The 15,388-nt window shown below is 64.9% G+C and carries 13 protein-coding genes; 9 read left to right on the top strand and 4 right to left on the bottom strand.

Features of this window, described 5'->3' with window-relative positions; all coding sequences use genetic code 11:
- Nucleotides 1–267 precede the first annotated feature (267 nt).
- From purB to AC5WJ1_RS14055, 9 genes are all read left to right on the top strand, one after another.
- Nucleotides 268–1,644, top strand: a complete 1,377-nt coding sequence (gene purB, locus AC5WJ1_RS14095; protein ID WP_133092296.1) for an adenylosuccinate lyase — start codon at nt 268–270, stop codon at nt 1,642–1,644.
- 289 nt (nt 1,645–1,933) lie between these two features.
- A complete protein-coding gene (locus AC5WJ1_RS14090; protein WP_135705904.1) occupies nt 1,934–2,488 on the top strand; it encodes a cytochrome b in 555 nt (184 codons plus the stop codon).
- Nucleotides 2,489–2,559: 71 nt separating this feature from the next.
- Nucleotides 2,560–3,141, top strand: a complete 582-nt coding sequence (locus tag AC5WJ1_RS14085; protein WP_133092294.1) for a YceI family protein — start codon at nt 2,560–2,562, stop codon at nt 3,139–3,141.
- An 86-nt stretch (nt 3,142–3,227) separates the two neighbouring features.
- A complete protein-coding gene (locus AC5WJ1_RS14080) occupies nt 3,228–3,818 on the top strand; it encodes a YceI family protein (RefSeq protein ID WP_133092293.1) in 591 nt (196 codons plus the stop codon).
- 150 nt (nt 3,819–3,968) lie between these two features.
- On the top strand, nt 3,969–5,285 hold the full coding sequence (locus AC5WJ1_RS14075; protein ID WP_494476172.1) for an IS4 family transposase: 1,317 nt from the start codon (nt 3,969–3,971) through the stop codon (nt 5,283–5,285).
- Between the two features lie 341 nt (nt 5,286–5,626).
- Nucleotides 5,627–7,018, top strand: a complete 1,392-nt coding sequence (locus tag AC5WJ1_RS14070) for a class I SAM-dependent methyltransferase (RefSeq protein ID WP_494476171.1) — start codon at nt 5,627–5,629, stop codon at nt 7,016–7,018.
- A 22-nt stretch (nt 7,019–7,040) separates the two neighbouring features.
- Nucleotides 7,041–8,372 carry a sensor histidine kinase gene (locus AC5WJ1_RS14065; protein WP_494476170.1) on the top strand — a complete coding sequence of 444 codons (1,332 nt, stop codon included), beginning with the start codon at nt 7,041–7,043 and terminating at the stop codon, nt 8,370–8,372.
- 15 nt (nt 8,373–8,387) lie between these two features.
- A complete protein-coding gene (locus AC5WJ1_RS14060; RefSeq protein WP_135706306.1) occupies nt 8,388–9,521 on the top strand; it encodes a hybrid sensor histidine kinase/response regulator in 1,134 nt (377 codons plus the stop codon).
- The gene (locus AC5WJ1_RS14055) at nt 9,518–10,525 is read left to right on the top strand and encodes a response regulator (RefSeq protein ID WP_133092290.1); all 1,008 of its coding nucleotides are present in this window, start codon (nt 9,518–9,520) and stop codon (nt 10,523–10,525) included. The genes AC5WJ1_RS14060 and AC5WJ1_RS14055 overlap by 4 nt, the downstream gene beginning before the upstream one ends.
- Before the next feature lie 71 nt (nt 10,526–10,596).
- Here AC5WJ1_RS14055 and secF read toward each other — a convergent pair whose 3' ends face one another.
- The 4 genes from secF to tgt form a co-directional block, all read right to left on the bottom strand.
- Nucleotides 10,597–11,568 (bottom strand): protein translocase subunit SecF, encoded by a 972-nt coding sequence (gene secF, locus AC5WJ1_RS14050; protein ID WP_133092289.1) that lies wholly within the window; start codon nt 11,566–11,568, stop codon nt 10,597–10,599.
- Nucleotides 11,569–11,618: 50 nt separating this feature from the next.
- The gene (secD, locus tag AC5WJ1_RS14045) at nt 11,619–13,490 is read right to left on the bottom strand and encodes a protein translocase subunit SecD (RefSeq protein ID WP_195431947.1); all 1,872 of its coding nucleotides are present in this window, start codon (nt 13,488–13,490) and stop codon (nt 11,619–11,621) included.
- Between the two features lie 217 nt (nt 13,491–13,707).
- Nucleotides 13,708–14,034, bottom strand: a complete 327-nt coding sequence (gene yajC / locus AC5WJ1_RS14040) for a preprotein translocase subunit YajC (protein WP_133092287.1) — start codon at nt 14,032–14,034, stop codon at nt 13,708–13,710.
- A 223-nt stretch (nt 14,035–14,257) separates the two neighbouring features.
- Nucleotides 14,258–15,388, bottom strand: a complete 1,131-nt coding sequence (tgt, locus tag AC5WJ1_RS14035) for a tRNA guanosine(34) transglycosylase Tgt (protein WP_133092286.1) — start codon at nt 15,386–15,388, stop codon at nt 14,258–14,260.

Here is a 15,388-nt window from a genome sequence, read left to right as displayed (position 1 = left end):
CGGCGTGCGCGAGTATACCTGCGGTACCGGACGAATGCGGGGTCGCGCACCGATGCCCCGCGGGCGCACTGGACCGCTGCCCCGGAGCCGGGGCAGGGGTGGTAAAATCCCGCGTTGCGCAGCGCCGGGTGCCGGTGCGGCGCATCGGGCGCTTCGCCCTTGTTGCCGGCGCTTCAGGCGCCTCCGCCCATCCGACGCTGATTTCGCGCCAGCCTCCGCGGCGCGCACCGTACGTCCCCTATTTCCTTCCTTTCCCCGGTTTCCAGCATGACCACCTCTTCGCTTTCGCCGCTCACCGCTCTTTCCCCGATCGATGGCCGCTACGCCGCCAAGGCCGACGCGCTGCGCGAATGGCTGTCCGAGGCGGCCTTCATGCGCAACCGCGTCAAGGTCGAGGTGCACTGGCTGATCGCGCTGGCCCAGACCGGCCTGCCCGACATGCCGAAGTTCTCCGCCGCCTCCGAAGCCGCGCTGCTGGCGCTGGTGGACAAGTTCTCCGAAGCCGATGCCGCCCGCATCAAGGAAATCGAAGCCGTCACCAACCATGACGTGAAGGCCGTCGAGTACTGGCTCAAGGAGCAGGTCAAGGGCAATGCCGAACTGGAAGCGGCCAGCGAGTTCATCCACTTCGCCTGCACCTCGGAAGACATCAACAACACCTCGCACGGCATGATGCTCAAGGGCGCCCGCGACGGTGTCATCGTGCCGGCGCTCAAGCGCGTGCACGCCCGCCTGGTGGAGCTGGCCAGGCTCAATGCCACCCAGCCGATGCTGTCGCGCACCCACGGCCAGCCGGCCAGCCCGACCACGCTGGGCAAGGAAATGGCCAACGTGGCCGCGCGCCTGGCGCGCGCGATCCAGCGCATCGAGCAGGTCGAGCTGCTGGGCAAGATGAACGGCGCGGTGGGCAACTACAACGCGCACCTGTCGGCGTATCCGGCGTTCGACTGGGAAGCGTTCTCGAAGCAGGTGATCGAGACCCGCCTGGGCCTCGCCTTCAACCCGTACACCATCCAGATCGAGCCGCACGACTACATGGCCGAGCTGTTCGACGCGGTCGCCCGCGCCAACACCATCCTGCTCGACCTGAACCGCGACATCTGGGGCTATATCTCGCTGGGCTACTTCAAGCAGAAGACGAAGGCCGGCGAAATCGGCTCGTCGACCATGCCGCACAAGGTCAACCCGATCGATTTCGAGAACTCGGAAGGCAACGTCGGCCTGGCCAACGCGGTGCTGCGCCACCTGTCGGAAAAGCTGCCGGTGTCGCGCTGGCAGCGCGACCTGACCGATTCGACCGTACTGCGCAACATCGGCGTGGCCTTCGGCTACAGCCTGCTGGCCTACGAGGCCTGCCTGCGCGGCCTGGGCAAGCTGGAAACCAACCCCGAGCGCCTGGACGAAGACCTCGACAATTGCTGGGAAGTGCTGGCCGAGCCGGTGCAGACCGTGATGCGCCGCTTCGGCGTGCCCAACCCGTACGAGCAGCTCAAGGAGCTGACCCGCGGCAAGGGCATCTCGCGCGAGGCGCTGCAGACCTTCATCAACGGCCTGGCCATCCCGGACGATGCCAAGAAGCTGCTGCTCGACATGACGCCCGGCAGCTACATCGGCAAGGCGGTTTCGCTGGCCGAGCGCATCTAAAGGCACATTTGCCGGCCGCTGGGTCGGCATAGCCGAAAAAGCCATCCGCAGGATGGCTTTTTTGTTTTTGTGGCAACGGGTTGCGCCAACTGGCCGGCCGCCTGCGGCGTTGTGGCGTATGCGGCAGAATGACACTTCAAAGCATTTGAATAACTTAATGAAGGACTGTCCTGCATGGGCGCACTTCCCGCCGCAATAATGCGAGAATCTTCAGCGGCCCGGCGGATCCAATTGCTGGGTGCGTCCCCAAATTTGTGAAATGCCCATGACCACGGGCGAGAGGAAACAGATGCGTTCTACCGCCAATGCCCCGGCCGGCTACGGTGCCACCGCCATCGCGCTGCACTGGATCGTCGCCCTGGCGATCTTCGGCGCGTTCGGGCTCGGTCTGTACATGACCGGCATCCCGGGGCTGACGCCGACCAAGCTGAAGCTGTATTCGTGGCACAAGTGGCTGGGCGTGACGATCTTTGCCGTGGCGCTGCTGCGCGTGCTGTGGCGCGCCACGCACGCGGCGCCGCCGGTCGCGCCGGGCACGCCCGTGTGGCAGGCCAGGGCCGCAGCCGGCGCGCATCACCTGCTGTACCTGCTGATCGTGATCGTTCCCATCAGCGGCTATCTCTACAGCTTGGCGGCTGGCGTGCCGGTGGTCTACCTCGGCCTGTGGAAGATGCCGGTGCTGATCGAGAAGAACGACGAACTGAAGGAAGTGCTCAAGTTTGCGCATGCCTGGCTGAACTATCTGATGGCCGCCGTGGTCGTTGTCCATGCGGCGGCGGCGGTGAAGCACCAGTTCGTCGACCGCGACGGCACGCTGGGCCGGATGCTGCCGTTCTTGCGCTGAACTTCTGCGCTGACATTACCGTTACCGCGGCGCCTTGCGCCAAACCCCGAACCTGACAGGAGTCATTGAAGATGAATCGCCATTCCCGCCGCGGCTCGCTGGCCCTCAACGCCACCGTGGCAGCCGTGCTGGCCGCCGCCGGCATCGCCGCCAACCTGGCCTGGGCCCAGGTCGACGCGGCCAAGAGCTCGGTGACCGCCGTGGCGCGCCAGATCGGCGTGCCGATGGAAGGCAAGTTCAGGAAGTTCGACGCGCAGGTCAGTTTCGATCCCGCCAAGCTGGCCACCTCGTCGGCCAAGGTCGAGATCGACGTCGCCAGCTTCGAGATCGGCGATGCCGAGACCACCAAGGAAGTGAAGGGCAAGGACTGGTTCGACGCGGCCAAGTACCCCAAGGCCGTGTTCCAGTCCACCAGCATCAAGAACGGCACGCCGGGCAAGTACGACGTCGCCGGCAAGCTGACCATCAAGGGCAAGACCGTCGACGTGGTGGTGCCGGCCACCTACCGCCAGGAAGGCGCCAGCCAGGTGTTCGAGGGCGCGCTGCCGATCAAGCGCACCGTCTTCAATATCGGCGACGGCGAGTGGAAGGACACGTCGGTGGTGGCCGACGATGTCCAGATCAAGTTCCGTATCGTGCAGGCCAGGAAGTAAGGCCGGCAATCCGCTGACGTACCAGGACGTTAATAACCAAGAACGTTCCGCTTAACCTGTTTAACCTGATTTTGTCGGGAGATCCCATGAAACTGCGTTCCGTCGTTGCCGCCGTCGCGGCCATTTCCGCAACCGCCGCTTTCGGCGTGGCTTCGGCCAATACCGTGACGTACAACCTCGATCCGACCCATACCTACCCGAGCTTCGAGGCCGACCACCTGGGCGGCCTGTCGACGTGGCGCGGCAAGTTCGACAAGTCCAGCGGCACCGTCACGCTGGATCGTGCCGCCAAGGCCGGTACCGTCGAGGTCAAGATCGATCCGTCCTCGATCGATTTCGGCAATGCCAAGCTGAACCAGCACGCCAAGGGCCCGGACATGTTCAACGTGGAAGCCTTCCCCGAGGCGACCTACAAGGGCAAGTTCAGCAAGTTCAAGGGCGACGTGCCGACCGAAGTCGACGGCGTGCTGACGCTGCGCGGCGTGTCCAAGCCGGTCAAGCTGGAAATCCGCGAGTTCAAGTGCATCCAGCACCCGATGCTCAAGCGCGAAGCCTGCGGCGCCGACGCCGTGGGCGAGTTCAACCGCGCCGATTTCGGCCTGGACTACGGCGTGAAGATGGGCTTCAAGCCCGAAGTCAAGCTCGCCATCCAGGTGGAAGGCGTGCGCGCCGAGTAAGAGCGCGCCCATGGGCTGGCTCCGCAGGGGCCGCTCACATGAAGCGACAAAAGGCCGGCGATCGCCGTAATGCCGTTCAGTTAAGTCTGAACGGCATTTTTCTTTGCAGGGGTTGTAAACAAGGTGTCGAGCTGTTAACTTGCCGTTCCGATGCTATCGGAACAAGTCCACGCCACCCTTGAGCTTAGTGAGCCGGCCAGTTTTGCCCGGCTCAGCGAGCACCTGCCGATGGCTTGGATTGAGCAAGCGCTGGCAGCCTCGGGGACAGCGTCCGCTCGCCGGCGCCGACTGCCAGCAGAGCAGGTGGTCTGGCTGGTCATCGCGCTGGCGCTCTATCGGCACCAATCGATTCCCGATGTGCTGGAGACGCTGGACCTGGCACTGCCCAACGATGCCAACGCCTGTGTCAGCAAGAGCGGGATCGCCCAAGCCCGCGAGCGGCTTGGAGACAAGCCTCTGTTGTGGCTGTTCGAGCAGACCGCACGGGCGTGGGTGGCTCAGGATGCTGCGCACTACAAATGGAAGGGCTTGGCGCTTTACGCCATGGATGGGACCACCTTCCGCACTGCCGATAGCCCTGAGAATCGCCTCCACTTTGGCGCGCAGAGCTACGCCAGCGGCAAGGTCGCCAGCTATCCACAAGTCCGCGGGGTCTCGCTCACGGCTGTTCCCACCCATCTTGTTGCCGATATCGCCTTTGGCTGCTATGGGCGCAACGAGATGCTCTATGCCAAGGAGCTCATTGAGCGGATCCCGGATCATTCGTTAACGATCTTTGACAAGGGCTTTCTGGCCGCAGAGATCCTGTGGGGCTTGCGCATGGGCGGCAGCGAGCGCCACTTCCTGATCCCCGCTAAGAAGAATCTGCAGTGGGAGTTGCTCTCAGGCAACGAGGGCGATGGCATCGTCCAGATGAAGGTCTCGCCTCAGGCTCGCCGCAAGAATCCTGCCTTGCCAGAGACTTGGACAGCTCGCGCGATCCGGGACGAGGACTCAGACCGCGTCCTGTTGACCTCGTTGACAGACCGTCGGCGCTTCAAGGCAGCCGACATCATTGGGTGCTACAAGCGCCGTTGGGAAATCGAAACCAGCTATCGGGAACTGAAGCAGACGATGCTCGGGGCCGAACTGACCTTGCGCAGCCGCCAGCCTGAGGGCGTGCATCAGGAAATCTGGGGGGCACTGATTGCGTACAACCTGGTGCGTCTGGAGATGGCCAAGGCTGCGCTCGAGGCCCGCGCCGAGCCCACCGACTTGAGCTTTGTGCTGGCCTTGCGCCTGATACAGGGCGAGTTGATCTGGGCAGCCGGCATGGCCCCAGGCAAGCTGCCGGCCCACCTGCAGCGCATGCGCGCCAAACTTCAGTTGGCGATCGTCCAAAAGCGACGGGGGCGTAAGTGCCCCCGTGAAGTCAAAGCCCTGCCTAAGCGCTACACCGTCCGGTTCCTCAGAAAGGACCTTAACTGAACGGCATTACGGCGATCGCCGGCCTTTTTTCATGGTTTTGGGTATCCTGTAGCCGATCCCGCCGCAAGAGGGGACGGAAAGGCACTTGGTTGTACGCGCCGCAATTGCCACAGTACAATGGGCCGCGGCAATTCCACACGATCCGGGCTTGTCGGTGCTCTCCCGCACAGGGCGGGACCGCCACCCTCCCAACAGGCTATAGCGCATCCCTATGAGCATTCGCTGCACATCCCGATACCGGTAGCCTTCCCCGCGATTCCCTCGCCCCTCCTGCTGTACCCGGCCGTTCCGCCCAGGCAGTATGGCCCGCAGCGTTTCTCGGATTTCCCTGGCGCAATACCGTGTATTCCAAAACGCAAATCGATCCGGTAGTTAGTTTCCGCAACTCGCAGGGCGAGCAGGTGCGGGGCACGATCATCAATCTCCAGAGAAAGTCTCTGGTGATGGAAATCTACAATCCGTATTCGATCGTGCAGGTCAGCGAGGTGCTGAGCGAGCTCAGTGTCCGCATGGGCGCCAAGAATGCCTACCTGGGCAAGGCCGTGGTGATGAGCCTGGTGAATACCGGCCTGACCGCGGTGGTATCGCTGACGCTGATCGACGAGTGGCGCGAGCTGACCGACCTGAACAACGAGCCCAAGTCGGTGGCACGCGAAGCCGAGCTGTTCGTGCAGGACTGGGATACGCGCTTCAATATCCGGCGCGACTACCAGATCGTGGTCAATGAGATGCGCGCCTTCCTGTCCGAAGTATCGCGCTGGGTCGAGCAGGTCGACCTGACCGAATCGCTGCCGAAGAAGGACGGCAAGCTGCGCGAGGACGTGTTCTACGAGCTGGCCACGCCGATCATGGTCAAGACCAAGACCTACCTTGACTGGCTCGAGGGCGAGGCCGAGCGCGTGGACCCGGAAATCGCGCCGGTGCACCGCACCTATGCCCAGTCGGCGCTGCACCCGCTGCTGCTGCGCGCGCCGTTCGTGTACCGGACCTTCACCAAGCCGCTCGGCTACGCGGGCGACTACGAGATGGTCAACCAGATCCTGAGCGATCCGCAGCAGGGCCCGACCACTTACTTCCAGATCGTCAACACCGCTTTCCTGAAGGCGGCGGTGGCGACCGCGCACCGCAACCGCATCGACCTGCTGGTGGATTTCCTGACGCGCCAGGCCGAGCGCGCGCGCGCCGCCGGCCGCCCGTTCCGCGTGCTCAACGTGGGTTGCGGGCCAGCCTTCGAGATCCAGCGCTTCGTGCGGGAGTATCCCAATCCCGAGCTGCTGTCGTTCCAGCTGGTCGACTTCAGTGAAGAAACGCTGGAATACACGCGCAGTTCGATCGAGCGGGCGGCCTCTGGCGCCGGGCGCAAGGTGTCGGTGGAGATGGTGCCTCAGTCGGTGCACGATCTGCTCAAGCGCCGCATCTCGCCTGACGATATCAGTGCCCGGGAGTTCGACGCGGTCTACTGCGCGGGGCTGTTCGATTACCTGTCGGACAAGGTCTGCACGCGGCTGCTGGCGTATTTCGCCTCGCGTTCGCGTGCGGCCGGCCAGGTGCTGGTCACCAACGTGCATGCCAACAATCCAGAGAAATTCGGCATGGAGCACCTGCTGGAGTGGTACCTGATCTACCGCGACGACGCCGGCATGGCGCAGCTGCTGCCGGAGAATTCGCACTCGCACCGCATCTACGTCGACGCCACCGGCGTCAACGTCTTTGCCGAAGCCACCATTGAATGAGGCTGTCCGCGCGGACCACCCCATGAGCACCAACCAACTCTACGCCGGTTACCAGTCCGAACTGGCCGACTTCCGCCTGGCGTTCAGCCGCGGCGGCGCCTATACCGCGATCGTGCTGGTCCTGCTCGGCGTCGGGCTTGACTACGGCCAGTATCCGCAGCAACAGCTGGCGTTCGCAGTGGCGCGCGTGGTGGTGTCGCTGCTGATCGCGGGCGTGGTGGTGATGCTGTACAGCGCGATCGGGCGCCGGTTTGCGCCGTGGCTGACGCTGACCTGGCTGCTGCTGCCGCAGATCATGATCGCGTGGATGATCTCGCAGACCGAAGGCGTGCAGTCGCCTTACTACGTCGGCCTGAACCTGGCGATCTTCGCCTCGGGCATCGCGCTGCCGTTCGGGCTGTGGCAGAACCTGGTCTTCGGTCTGCTTTCCTACCTGCTGTACGTGCTGGCGTGCCTGTTCCACGCAGGGGGCATCGAGCCGATGGGGACGTTTATCGTCAACTCGCTGTTCCTGCTATTCGCGGCCGCCGCCAGCGGCGTCTATACCTTCTTCAACGAGCGCGCGCGTTTCATGCTGTTCCGGCTGAAGGCGGAGGTGGCCGAGACCAACGCCGAGCTGGAAGTCATCAACCGCAAGCTGGTCGACATCAAGGGCCAGATGCTGCAGCAGGAAAAGATGGCCGCGATCGGTACGCTGGCGGCCGGGCTGCTGCACGAGGTCAACAACCCGGTCAACTTCTGCCTGATGGCGATCGAGGTGGCGATGGAAGAGCCGCAGGCCAAGGAGAGCGAGTCGCTGACCGAATGCCTGGTCGATGCCAAGCAGGGCATGCAGCGCATCCAGCATATCGTGTCCGACCTGAAGACCTTCGCCTACCGCAAGCCGGGTGCGGAGGTGGAGGGCACGCCGTTCCTGTTCGAGAAGGCGCTGGATTCCTCGATCCGCCTGACCGCGCACGAGCTGCGCGGCGTCAAGGTGACGCGCGAGCTGCCGGCCGACACGCTGGTGCTGGGCGACGAGGCCGCGGTCATCGGCGTGCTGATCAACCTGTTCTCCAACGCCGCGCTGGCCATGCGCAAGGCCGCCACGGCCGCGCCGGCGATCCATACCACGGTGCGCTGGGCCGACGGCCGGCTCCACGTCACGGTGCGCGACAATGGCCCCGGCATCGCCGAGGAAAACCTGGCGCGCGTGTTCGAGCCCTTCTTCACCACGCGCGACGTGGGGCAGGGTCTGGGGCTGGGGCTGTCGATCAGCTACGCGGTGATCGAGCGCCATGGCGGCCAGCTCTTCGCCGAGAGCGAGCTGGGGCAGTGGGCCGCGTTCAGCTTCGACCTGCCGCGCGCGGAGTAAGCCGTCATGAGTACCATGACCGAGGTGCAGCAAGCGCGGCCGACCCTGCTTTACGTCGACGACGAAGACATGGCGCGCAAGTATTTCGCGCGCGCGGTGGGCTCGGAGTATGAGGTACTCCTGGCCGCCAGTGCCGAGGAGGCGATCGCCACGCTCGCCACGGATGGCGCGCGCATTGCCGTCCTGGTAACCGACTTTCGCATGCCCGGCCGCGATGGCGGCGAGCTGCTGCGCGAAGTGGCGCAACTGTACCCGCAGATCGTGCGCATCCTGGTGACGGCGTATGCCGACAAGGACATGCTGCTGCAGACGGTCAACAGCGGCGAGGTGTTCCGCATCCTGGAGAAGCCGCTGAGCGTGGCGCAGGTGCGCGAAGTGCTGCGCCTGGCCGGCGAGCGCCACCGCGAACGCGCGCTGCGCCAGCACCGGCTGATGGCGATCGACGAGACCCTGGCCTTCCTGGCGCACGAACTGAACACGCCGCTGGCGGCGATCGCCAACTTCGCGCGCGGCATCGAAAGCCGGGTCGCGGGCGAGTACAGCGAGCAGCGCCAGGGCGAGATCGGCCAGGCCGCCAGCGCCATGCATGACAACGCGCAATATTGCCTGGCGGTGCTGTCGTCGTTCCTGCAGTCGGTGCGCAGCAGTGCCGGCAGCAAGGCGGCGCGGCCCGAGCCCGGTGCCGAGGTCAGCGCGGGTGCGCTGGTGGCGTCGCTGCTCGATACCTATCCGTTTTCCGGCGACCAGCGCCAGTGGGTGCAGGTCGAGATGCACGGCGATTTCCCGGTGCAGACGCTGCCCAACTGCGTGGCGCTGGTGCTGTCCTCGGTGATGAGCAACGCGCTGCGCGCGCTTGCCGGCACGCCGTCGCCGGCGCTGCGCTTCGTGGTGATGGCCCACCCGCACCAGGAAATCCATATCAGCGACAACGGACCCGGCATCCCGCCCGAGGTGATGGAGCGCCTGCTGGTCGATCCCGTGACCACCCACGCCAGCGCCGGCGGCAGCGGCCTGGGCATGATTTTCTGCAACCGCGTCATGCAGTCCTTTGGCGGCGGCATCCGGATCGCATCCGCGTCCGGCGCCGGCACGACCGTGACGCTGGACTTTCCAAGTTTCAAGAATCGAATGATTAGGAGTGACCGATGAGCGAACCGAATGCCACCCAGGCACCACCCCCGGCGATTCTGTTCGTCGATGACGAAGCCACCGCCGTCAAGTATTTCCAGCGCGCCATCGGGGCGCTGGCACCGGTGGTGACCGGCGGTTCGGTGGAAGAGGGCAAGGCTCTGCTGGACGCGCACGCCGACAGCCTGGCGGTGCTGGTGTCGGACCAGCGCATGCCCGGTGAATACGGCAACGAGCTGCTGCGCTATGCGCGCGAGCGCTATCCGCACATCGTGCGCATCCTGACCACGGCTTATTCCGAGCTGGACCAGACCGTCGAGGCGGTCAACCAGGGGCAGATCCACCGCTATATCAAGAAGCCGTGGGACATCACCGCGCTGCGCATGGAGCTAAAGCAGGCGCTGGAGCTGTCCGGGCTGCGCAAGGAGCGCGACCAGCTGGTGCGAGAGAAGCTGGCGGTGCTGCAGACGCAGACCGTGGCCACCCGCATCGGCATGCTGCATGCGCTGTGCGCGAGCCTGATCGGCCCGGGCCGTTTCCAGCCGGTGGAGACCTACCTGGCGGCGGTCGACCTGGCCGGCGCACGCAATGCCGACCCGGACTGGCAGCGCATGGATTATGCCGACCTCGTGCGTGCCGAGGCCGAGCGCAGCGGCACCTTCGGCCATGCAGTGGCCACGCGCCTGGCGGCGCTGCGCAGCGCCAACGCGGGCAAGGGCGCGGCCGATGCGGTCGCGGTCATTGCCGACACGCTCGGCAGCGACGTGGTGCGCCGCGATGGCGACTCGGTGGTGTGGACCACGCCGGCCACGCTGGCGGAGTTCCTGGCGCAGCCGGTAGGTACGCCGGTATCGCCGCATCATGCGGCCTGGCTGGCGAGCCTGCTGTGGCTTGACGAGGTTGGCGGCGCGGTGCAGTTCGCGCGCGATGGCGACACTATCCTGTGCCGGACAGCGCCGCGCACCGAGACCTTCGCGGCTGACCGGCTGGCGGCGTGGATCGAGCGATTTTCGGAACCGGTTTGATCCGTCTGTATCTGCTCCAATAAAAATGGCGCCCCGCAGGGCGCCATTTTTTTTACCGGGGCTGCAGGGCGTCAGGCCTGCGCACCGAAGTTCGGATCGTTGCGGTCGGTCGACTCGCCTTTCCTGTCGGTCTTGACCAGGTCCTCGCGCTTCACGCCCAGCCACATCGCCAGCGCCGCGGCCACGAACACCGACGAATAGATACCGAACAGGATACCCACCGTCAGCGCCAGCGCGAAGTAGTGCAGGGTCGGGCCGCCGAAGAAGAACATCGACAGCACCATCATTTCGGTCGAGCCGTGGGTGATGATGGTCCGCGACATCGTGCTCGTGATCGCGTGGTCGATGACCTCATGCGTGGTCATCTTGCGGTACTTGCGGAAGGCCTCGCGGATCCGGTCGAAGATCACCACCGACTCGTTTACCGAGTAGCCCAGCACCGCCAGGATCGCCGCCAGTACCGACAGCGAGAACTCCCACTGGAAGAAGGCGAAGAAGCCCAGGATGATGACGATATCGTGCAGATTGGCGATGATGCCGGCCACCGCGAATTTCCATTCGAAGCGGAACGACAGGTAGATCACGATGCCGGCCACCACGAACAGCAGCGCCAGCAGTCCGTCGGTGGCCAGCTCCTTGCCGACCTGCGGGCCGACGAACTCGACGCGCTGCAGCTTGACGTCAGGCGACGCCGCGGTCAGCGCGCCCATCACCTGCTCGCTCTGCTGGGCCGAGGTGGCGGGCTTGCCGTCCGGGCCCTTCTGCAGCGGCAGGCGGATCATCACGTCGCGCGAGGTGCCGAAGTTCTGCACCTGCACGTCGGTATAGCCCAGCTTGCTTACCTGGCCGCGGATCTTTTCCAGGTCGGCCGCCTGCTGGTAGCTGACCTCCATCACCGTGCCGCCGGTGAATTCGATCGACAGGTGCAAGCCTTTCTGCCAGAGGAAGAACACGGCCGCGGCAAACGTCACGAAGGAGATCACGTTGAAGATCAACGCGTGCTTCATGAACGGAATGTCGCGCCGGATGCGGAAGAATTCCATGTTGAATCCTGTTCTGTACTGCTAGTTTGCTGATCGACTGTCCTGGCCGCTTACTTGGCGACCGGGGTGTCAGAGGCGTTGCCCGGCTTCCAGATCTGGCCGATGGCCACGCTCTGCAGCTTCTTCTTGCGGCCGTACCAGAGGTTGACCAGGCCGCGGTTGAAGAACACCGCCGAGAACATCGAGGTCAGGATGCCCAGGCAGTGCACCACGGCAAAGCCGCGCACCGGGCCCGAACCGAAGGCCAGCAGCGCCAGGCCGGCGATCAGCGTGGTCACGTTCGAATCCAGGATGGTGGCCCAGGCGCGGTCGAAGCCGACCGCGATGGCCATCTGCGGCGACGCGCCGGCGCGCAGTTCCTCGCGGATGCGCTCGTTGATCAGCACGTTGGCGTCGATGGCCATGCCCAGCACCAGCGCGATAGCGGCGATGCCCGGCAGCGTCAGAGTGGCCTGCAGCATCGACAGCACCGCAATCAGCAGCAGCAGGTTCACGCCCAGCGCCACCACCGAGAACACGCCGAACAGCATGTAGTACAGGATCATGAACACGCCGATGGCGGCAAAGCCGTAGGCGACCGAGTCAAAACCCTTCTGGATGTTGTCGGCACCCAGCGACGGGCCGATGGTGCGTTCTTCGATGATCTCCATCGGCGCGGCCAGCGAGCCGGCGCGCAGCAGCAGCGCCAGGTCGTTGGCGGCTTCGGTGGAGTAGGAGCCGGTGATCTGGAAGCTAGAACCCAGTTCGGACTGGATCGTCGCCACCGTCAGCACTTCGCCCTTGCCCTTTTCGAACAGCACGATCGCCATCGGCTTCTTCAGGTTCTCGCGCGAGACGTCGCGCAGCACGCGGCCGCCCTGGGCGTCGAGCTTGATGTTGACCGAAGGCTGCTGGTTCTGGTCGAAGCCGGCGGAGGCGCTTTCGATGCGGTCGCCGGAGAAGATGACCTGCTTCTTCAGCACCACCGGGGCGCCGTTGCCTTGCGTGAACAGCTCGCTGCCGAACGGGACCGGGTCGCCCGGGCGCGGGCTGCGCGGCGCGTCGTTGTCGACCAGGCGCGCTTCCAGCGTGGCGGTGCGGCCGATGATGTCCTTGGCCTTGGCGGTGTCCTGCACGCCCGGCAGCTGCACCACGATGCGGTCGGCGCCTTGTTGCTGGATCACCGGCTCGGCCACGCCGAGTTCGTTAACGCGGTTGTGCAGCGTGGTGATGTTCTGCTTGACCGCGGCATCCTGCACGGCCTTGCGGGCCACTTCGGTGAAGGTGCCGACGACGTTGTTGCCGTCCATGGCGAAGGCCACTTCGCGCAGGTTGTCGGCCAGCAGGGCACGTGCGCGGTTGCCTTCGTCGGCGTTGTTGAAGCGCACCGTCAGGCGTTCGCCGTCGCGGTCGATGCCGCCGTGGCGCATGTTCTTGTCGCGCAGCAGCGTGCGCGCGTCGCCGGCCAGGCTGTCGAGCTTCTTGTCGACGGCGCCCTTCATGTCGACCTGCAGCAGGAAGTGCACGCCGCCGCGCAGGTCCAGGCCCAGGTACATCGGCAGCGCGTGCAGCGAGGTCAGCCAGCGCGGCGAGCCCGACAGCAGGTTCAGCGCGACCACATAGGTAGGATCGGCGGCGTCCGGGTTGAGCGTGCGCGACAGCACGTCCTTGGCCTTGAGCTGCTCGTCGGTGGTGCGGAAACGCGCCTTGACCGAGCCGGACTGGCCGGAAATGTCGAAGAACACGCCGTCAGGCTGCAGCTGGTTCTGCGCCAGGATCTCTTCGACCTGCTTCTGCATCGACAGGTCGACCTTGACCGTGGCCTTGCCCGAAGACACCTGCACGGCGGGTGCCTCGCCGAAGAAGTTCGGCAGGGTATAGAGGATGCCGATGGTCAGCGCCACCAGGATCACGAGGTATTTCCAAAGCGGATAACGATTCATCTCGGGCCAGTCATTCAGCGGTTGGCGGGGCCGGCGCAGGCGTGGCGCGCCACGTCGGCGGGGCCGAACCGGTTTGGCAAACAGCCGCCTGGCAGCCACGGAACGGAGCCACGAGGCTCCGGCGGGCTGGATCAGGCGGCTGCCGGGGCATGCGCGAACGGGCATGCCGGAAAAGACAAAGGCGGGAGTCGCTTAGTCGATCGGGGCGATCGGCGGATCAGAGCGCCTTCAGCGAACCCTTCGGCAGCACCGCGGTCACGGCATTCTTCTGCACGGTAATCTCGGTGCCTTCCGAGATTTCCAGGCTGACGTACTGGTCGGTGACCTTGGTCACGCGGCCCAGGATACCGCCGGCGGTGACGACTTCGTCGTTCTTGGCCAGCGCTTCGAGCATTGCCTTCGCTTCTTTCTGGCGCTTCATTTGCGGGCGGATCATGATGAACCACAGCACCGCAAACATCAGGATGATGGGCAGGAAGCTCATCAGGCCGCCAGCCGCGCCGCCGGCACCGGCGGTCTGGGCATATGCGTTAGAAATCAGCACGTTGATTCTCCGTCACAAAAGTCAGTCAAGTAATCGATCATTCTACCATTCGCATTCCGCCCGCCTTTGGCATTCTAGGGCGGAATACGGGTTTCTTCGGGGTGCCTTCGGGGCGACTCGCGGCTGATGCCGGCGAGCACAGCGCGGGATGCCGGATGTCGTCTCCGGGCAACCCCGGTATTCGACCGGCAGCGGCACGAAAGTTCGCGCCGCTGCACGGATTTCACTGCGTGCCGCGGGCGCGGTCAGACGCAAACTGGCGGCGGAAGTCGGCGAAGCGGTGATGCTCGATCGACTCGCGCACCTCGCGCATCAGCTGCAGGTAGTAGTGCAGGTTGTGGATGGTATTCAGGCGCGCGCCCAGGATTTCGCCGACCCGGTGCAGGTGGTGCAGGTAGGCGCGCGAGAAGTTGCGGCAGGTGTAGCAGGCGCAGCTTTCGTCGAGCGGGCGCGGGTCGTTGCGGTGCGCGGCGTTCTTGATCTTGACGTCGCCGTAGCGGGTGAAGAGCCAGCCGTTGCGCGCATTGCGGGTCGGCATCACGCAGTCGAACATGTCGACCCCGGCGGCCACGCCAGCGACCAGGTCCTCGGGCGTGCCCACGCCCATCAGGTAGTGTGGCTTGTTGGCCGGCAGGCGCGGTGCCACGTGCTCGAGCACGCGCATCATGTCTTCCTTGGGCTCGCCCACCGACAGGCCGCCGATGGCGAAGCCGTGGAAGTCCAGCTCGGACAGGCCCGCCAGCGATTCATCGCGCAGGTCCTCGTACATGCCGCCCTGGACGATGCCGAACAACGCATTGGGGTTCTCCAGCCGCTCGAACTCGTCGAGGGAGCGCTTGGCCCAGCGCAGGCTCATGCGCATCGACTTGGCCGCTTCCTCGTGCGTGGCGGGGCGGCCGTCGATCTCGTACGGCGTGCACTCGTCGAACTGCATCACGATGTCCGAGTTCAGCGTGCGCTGGATCTGCATCGAGATCTCGGGCGAAAGGAAGAGCTTGTCGCCATTGACCGGCGACGCGAAGGTGACGCCATCCTCGGTGATCTTGCGCAGATCGCCCAGCGAAAACACCTGGAAACCGCCGGAATCGGTCAGGATCGGCTTATCCCAGCCGATAAACTTGTGCAGGCCGCCATGGGCGTTGACCACGTCCAGCCCCGGGCGCAGCCACAGGTGGAAGGTATTGCCCAGGATGATGTGCGCGCCGATCTCGTTCAGTTCCAGCGGCGACATGGCCTTGACCGAGCCATAGGTGCCCACCGGCATGAAGATCGGGGTCTCGACCACGCCGTGGTTCAGCGTGACGCGGCCGCGGCGGGCGTTGCCGTCGGTGGTGATGAGTTCGAAGTTGAGCAT

Source organism: Cupriavidus sp. MEYA8, from assembly GCF_059278825.1.
This window is presented reverse-complemented; position numbering and strand designations above follow the sequence as displayed.

What these genes read in the sequence shown, in the direction of transcription:
- AC5WJ1_RS14065 (WP_494476170.1), top strand. Translation starts at nt 7,041, where the DNA reads ATGAGCACCAACCAACTCTACGCCGGTTACCAGTCCGAACTGGCCGAC.
- secF (WP_133092289.1), bottom strand. Translation starts at nt 11,568, where the DNA reads ATGGAATTCTTCCGCATCCGGCGCGACATTCCGTTCATGAAGCACGCG.
- tgt (WP_133092286.1), bottom strand. Translation starts at nt 15,388, where the DNA reads ATGCTCAACTTCGAACTCATCACCACCGACGGCAACGCCCGCCGCGGC.
- AC5WJ1_RS14060 (WP_135706306.1), top strand. Translation starts at nt 8,388, where the DNA reads ATGACCGAGGTGCAGCAAGCGCGGCCGACCCTGCTTTACGTCGACGAC.
- AC5WJ1_RS14085 (WP_133092294.1), top strand. Translation starts at nt 2,560, where the DNA reads ATGAATCGCCATTCCCGCCGCGGCTCGCTGGCCCTCAACGCCACCGTG.
- AC5WJ1_RS14075 (WP_494476172.1), top strand. Translation starts at nt 3,969, where the DNA reads ATGCTATCGGAACAAGTCCACGCCACCCTTGAGCTTAGTGAGCCGGCC.
- secD (WP_195431947.1), bottom strand. Translation starts at nt 13,490, where the DNA reads ATGAATCGTTATCCGCTTTGGAAATACCTCGTGATCCTGGTGGCGCTG.
- AC5WJ1_RS14090 (WP_135705904.1), top strand. Translation starts at nt 1,934, where the DNA reads ATGCGTTCTACCGCCAATGCCCCGGCCGGCTACGGTGCCACCGCCATC.
- AC5WJ1_RS14080 (WP_133092293.1), top strand. Translation starts at nt 3,228, where the DNA reads ATGAAACTGCGTTCCGTCGTTGCCGCCGTCGCGGCCATTTCCGCAACC.
- AC5WJ1_RS14055 (WP_133092290.1), top strand. Translation starts at nt 9,518, where the DNA reads ATGAGCGAACCGAATGCCACCCAGGCACCACCCCCGGCGATTCTGTTC.
- purB (WP_133092296.1), top strand. Translation starts at nt 268, where the DNA reads ATGACCACCTCTTCGCTTTCGCCGCTCACCGCTCTTTCCCCGATCGAT.